The sequence below is a fragment of the Microbacterium sp. CFSPD4_SD4 genome (assembly GCF_057364585.1).
In genome coordinates, this window is sequence record NZ_JBNFOC010000022.1 from 1 (window position 1) to 5,502 (window position 5,502).

The 5,502-nt window shown below is 54.6% G+C and carries 3 rRNA genes; all 3 read left to right on the forward strand.

Annotated elements, in window-relative coordinates:
• The first annotated feature begins 227 nt into the window (after nt 1-227).
• Nucleotides 228-1,752: ribosomal RNA gene (locus tag AC2W7E_RS16180) — 16S ribosomal RNA — on the forward strand.
• 408 nt (nt 1,753-2,160) lie between these two features.
• Nucleotides 2,161-5,263: ribosomal RNA gene (locus AC2W7E_RS16185) — 23S ribosomal RNA — on the forward strand.
• 111 nt (nt 5,264-5,374) lie between these two features.
• Nucleotides 5,375-5,491 (forward strand): 5S ribosomal RNA (gene rrf, locus AC2W7E_RS16190).
• The 16S, 23S and 5S rRNA genes sit together here, the layout of an rRNA operon.
• The last annotated feature ends 11 nt before the right edge of the window (nt 5,492-5,502 follow it).

Genomic DNA, 5,502 nt, shown 5'->3' on the forward strand with positions numbered 1-5,502 from the left:
GTGATGGCTGGGTCGTGGGAGCATCCGATCCTTGAGAACTCAACAGCGTGCACTTGTCAAATGCCAAATTATCCTCGTCTAGCTTCGGCTGGGTGAGAATTCCTTTGGATCAAAGACCAACCTCTTTGTGGGGTTGGCAACGGATGAAGTCAGCAATGAATTCGTCTCTTTGGTCAGCATCAAACTCGCTGCGTTCCGGTTTTTCCCCGGTTCGTACGCAATTTCTTTTTACGGAGAGTTTGATCCTGGCTCAGGATGAACGCTGGCGGCGTGCTTAACACATGCAAGTCGAACGGTGAAGCAGGAGCTTGCTCTTGTGGATCAGTGGCGAACGGGTGAGTAACACGTGAGCAACCTGCCCCTGACTCTGGGATAAGCGCTGGAAACGGCGTCTAATACTGGATATGTGACGTGACCGCATGGTCTGCGTTTGGAAAGATTTTTCGGTTGGGGATGGGCTCGCGGCCTATCAGCTTGTTGGTGAGGTAATGGCTCACCAAGGCGTCGACGGGTAGCCGGCCTGAGAGGGTGACCGGCCACACTGGGACTGAGACACGGCCCAGACTCCTACGGGAGGCAGCAGTGGGGAATATTGCACAATGGGCGAAAGCCTGATGCAGCAACGCCGCGTGAGGGATGACGGCCTTCGGGTTGTAAACCTCTTTTAGCAGGGAAGAAGCGAAAGTGACGGTACCTGCAGAAAAAGCGCCGGCTAACTACGTGCCAGCAGCCGCGGTAATACGTAGGGCGCAAGCGTTATCCGGAATTATTGGGCGTAAAGAGCTCGTAGGCGGTTTGTCGCGTCTGCTGTGAAATCCCGAGGCTCAACCTCGGGCCTGCAGTGGGTACGGGCAGACTAGAGTGCGGTAGGGGAGATTGGAATTCCTGGTGTAGCGGTGGAATGCGCAGATATCAGGAGGAACACCGATGGCGAAGGCAGATCTCTGGGCCGTAACTGACGCTGAGGAGCGAAAGGGTGGGGAGCAAACAGGCTTAGATACCCTGGTAGTCCACCCCGTAAACGTTGGGAACTAGTTGTGGGGTCCATTCCACGGATTCCGTGACGCAGCTAACGCATTAAGTTCCCCGCCTGGGGAGTACGGCCGCAAGGCTAAAACTCAAAGGAATTGACGGGGACCCGCACAAGCGGCGGAGCATGCGGATTAATTCGATGCAACGCGAAGAACCTTACCAAGGCTTGACATATACGAGAACGGGCCAGAAATGGTCAACTCTTTGGACACTCGTAAACAGGTGGTGCATGGTTGTCGTCAGCTCGTGTCGTGAGATGTTGGGTTAAGTCCCGCAACGAGCGCAACCCTCGTTCTATGTTGCCAGCACGTAATGGTGGGAACTCATGGGATACTGCCGGGGTCAACTCGGAGGAAGGTGGGGATGACGTCAAATCATCATGCCCCTTATGTCTTGGGCTTCACGCATGCTACAATGGCCGGTACAAAGGGCTGCAATACCGTGAGGTGGAGCGAATCCCAAAAAGCCGGTCCCAGTTCGGATTGAGGTCTGCAACTCGACCTCATGAAGTCGGAGTCGCTAGTAATCGCAGATCAGCAACGCTGCGGTGAATACGTTCCCGGGTCTTGTACACACCGCCCGTCAAGTCATGAAAGTCGGTAACACCTGAAGCCGGTGGCCTAACCCTTGTGGAGGGAGCCGTCGAAGGTGGGATCGGTAATTAGGACTAAGTCGTAACAAGGTAGCCGTACCGGAAGGTGCGGCTGGATCACCTCCTTTCTAAGGAGCATCTGACGCTTCGGCGTCCAGAACCCAGATCGAAGGCACACGTTCTTCGCTGGGAGCTCATGGGTGGAACATTTGACATGGCATCGAGATTGTTTCTCTGATTAGTACGCAGCTTGCTGCAGGAACGTTGGGGGGATCGGTTTCGGTGCCTGCACGCTGTTGGGTCCTGAGGGACCGGATGCGGATCTTTCGGGATCTGGTCTGTACCTCTGGGCCTCTTGTTGTCTCTCCGGTTGGGGAGGTGGTGAGGGGTACCGCCCGTACTTTGAGAACTACACAGTGGACGCGAGCATCTTGCAGCTGGTCTTTGATCAGTTGCGCAAGATGATCTTAAAGATCATTAGTCAATTTCTGATTCAGTCTTCGGACTGGTCGGGTTTTTGATTCAAACTCATGTGATTTCAAGTCTTTAAGAGCAAACGGTGGATGCCTTGGCATCTGGAGCCGAAGAAGGACGTAGCAATCTGCGATAAGCCTCGGGGAACTGATAAGCAAGTTTTGATCCGAGGGTGTCCGAATGGGGAAACCCCGCTGGGCGGCGTGCCGACCTAGTGACTCCCGCCTGAATATATAGGGCGGGTAGAGGGAACGTGGGGAAGTGAAACATCTCAGTACCCACAGGAAGAGAAAGCAACCGCGATTCCGTTAGTAGTGGCGAGCGAAACCGGATCAGGCTAAACCGAGTGTGTGTGATATCCGGCAGGAGTTGCATATTCGGGGTTGTGGGACTCACCAGTCAGTTCTGCCGAGCTGGCGACGTTACAGAAGCGTATAGACGAACGGTCTTGAAAGGCCGGTCATAGAGGGTGCCAACCCCGTAGTCGAAATGCGTGTTCTGGCGTGGAGAGTATCCCAAGTAGCACGGGGCCCGTGAAATCCCGTGTGAATCTGTCAGGACCACCTGATAAGCCTAAATACTCCCAGATGACCGATAGCGGACAAGTACCGTGAGGGAAAGGTGAAAAGTACCCCGGGAGGGGAGTGAAATAGTACCTGAAACCGTTTGCTTACAAACCGTTGGAGCACCCCTGGTAGGTGTGACAGCGTGCCTTTTGAAGAATGAGCCTGCGAGTTAGCGATATGTGGCGAGGTTAACCCGTGTGGGGTAGCCGTAGCGAAAGCGAGTCTGAATAGGGCGATTCAGTCGCATGTCCTAGACCCGAAGCGAAGTGATCTATCCATGGCCAGGTTGAAGCGACGGTAAGACGTCGTGGAGGACCGAACCCACTTAGGTTGAAAACTGAGGGGATGAGCTGTGGATAGGGGTGAAAGGCCAATCAAACTTCGTGATAGCTGGTTCTCTCCGAAATGCATTTAGGTGCAGCGTTGCGTGTTTCTTGCCGGAGGTAGAGCTACTGGATGGCCGATGGGCCCTACAAGGTTACTGACGTCAGCCAAACTCCGAATGCCGGTAAGTGAGAGCGCAGCAGTGAGACTGTGGGGGATAAGCTTCATAGTCGAGAGGGAAACAACCCAGACCACCAACTAAGGTCCCAAAGCGCGTGCTAAGTGGGAAAGGATGTGGAGTTGCTCTGACAACCAGGAGGTTGGCTTAGAAGCAGCCACCCTTGAAAGAGTGCGTAATAGCTCACTGGTCAAGTGATTCCGCGCCGACAATGTAACGGGGCTCAAGCACGCCACCGAAGTTGTGGCATTGACATTATTGGTAGGCCTTCGTGGTCCAGCCGTGTTGATGGGTAGGAGAGCGTCGTGTGGCCAGCGAAGCGGCGGTGGAAACCAGCCGTGGAGGCTACACGAGTGAGAATGCAGGCATGAGTAGCGAATGACGTGTGAGAAACACGTCCTCCGAAAGACCAAGGGTTCCAGGGTCAAGCTAATCTTCCCTGGGTAAGTCGGGACCTAAGGCGAGGCCGACAGGCGTAGTCGATGGACAACGGGTTGATATTCCCGTACCGGCGAAGAACCGCCCAAGCTAATCCAGTGGTGCTAAACGTCCGAGCCTTCACATCGTTGCCTTCGGGTGACACCGTGGAGGGGAGCACGTGACCCCATGCTGGTGCGGTTAGCGTATTAACAGGTGTGACGCAGGAAGGTAGTCCAAGCCAGGCGATGGTTGTCCTGGTGCAAGTGCGTAGGCCGAGTCGTAGGCAAATCCGCGACTCATACAGGCTGAGACACGATGCGGATAAAAAGTGGATGATCCTATGCTGCCGAGAAAAGCATCGACGCGAGGTTCTAGCCGCCCGTACCCCAAACCGACTCAGGTGGTCAGGTAGAGAATACCAAGGAGATCGAGAGAATCGTGGTTAAGGAACTCGGCAAAATGCCCCCGTAACTTCGGGAGAAGGGGGGCCTTCGACGTATTAGGACTTGCTCCGAAAGCGTTTGGAGGCCGCAGAGACTAGTGGGTAGCGACTGTTTACTAAAAACACAGGTCCGTGCCAAGTCGCAAGACGATGTATACGGACTGACGCCTGCCCGGTGCTGGAAGGTTAAGAGGACCGGTTAGCCGCAAGGCGAAGCTGAGAATTTAAGCCCCAGTAAACGGCGGTGGTAACTATAACCATCCTAAGGTAGCGAAATTCCTTGTCGGGTAAGTTCCGACCTGCACGAATGGCGTAACGACTTCCCAACTGTCTCAACCGCGAACTCGGCGAAATTGCATTACGAGTAAAGATGCTCGTTACGCGCAGCAGGACGGAAAGACCCCGTGACCTTTACTACAGCTTGGTATTGGTGTTCGGTGTGGCTTGTGTAGGATAGGTGGGAGACTTTGAAGCGGTGACGCCAGTTACCGTGGAGTCATTGTTGAAATACCACTCTGGTCACTCTGGATATCTAACTTCGAACCGTAATCCGGTTCAGGGACAGTGCCTGGTGGGTAGTTTAACTGGGGCGGTTGCCTCCCAAAAAGTAACGGAGGCGCCCAAAGGTTCCCTCAACCTGGTTGGCAATCAGGTGGCGAGTGTAAGTGCACAAGGGAGCTTGACTGTGAGACTGACAGGTCGAGCAGGGACGAAAGTCGGGACTAGTGATCCGGCAGTGGCTTGTGGAAGCGCTGTCGCTCAACGGATAAAAGGTACCTCGGGGATAACAGGCTGATCTTGCCCAAGAGTCCATATCGACGGCATGGTTTGGCACCTCGATGTCGGCTCGTCGCATCCTGGGGCTGGAGTAGGTCCCAAGGGTTGGGCTGTTCGCCCATTAAAGCGGTACGCGAGCTGGGTTTAGAACGTCGTGAGACAGTTCGGTCCCTATCCGCTGCGCGCGTAGGAAGTTTGAGAGGATCTGACCCTAGTACGAGAGGACCGGGTTGGACGAACCTCTGGTGTGTCAGTTGTTCCGCCAGGAGCACCGCTGATTAGCTACGTTCGGGATGGATAACCGCTGAAAGCATCTAAGCGGGAAGCCGGCCTCAAGATGAGACTTCCATACCTTCGGGTGAGAGGCTCCCAGCCAGACTACTGGGTTGATAGGCCAGATGTGGAAGCACGGTAACGTGTGCAGCTGACTGGTACTAATAAGCCGATGACTTGATAACACACCGTTTGTTGGTGCTTGCGTCCACTGAGTGGTTCTCGATGTACGGTCGAGAACTACCTTCAACAATGATTCATCATTGCTTTAGGTTTGATTGAAACATCAATAGTGTTTCGGCGGCCATAGCGTGAGGGAAACGCCCGGTCACATTCCGAACCCGGAAGCTAAGCCTCACAGCGCCGATGGTACTGCAGGGGGGACCCTGTGGGAGAGTAGGACACCGCCGGACTCCTTTTAGTC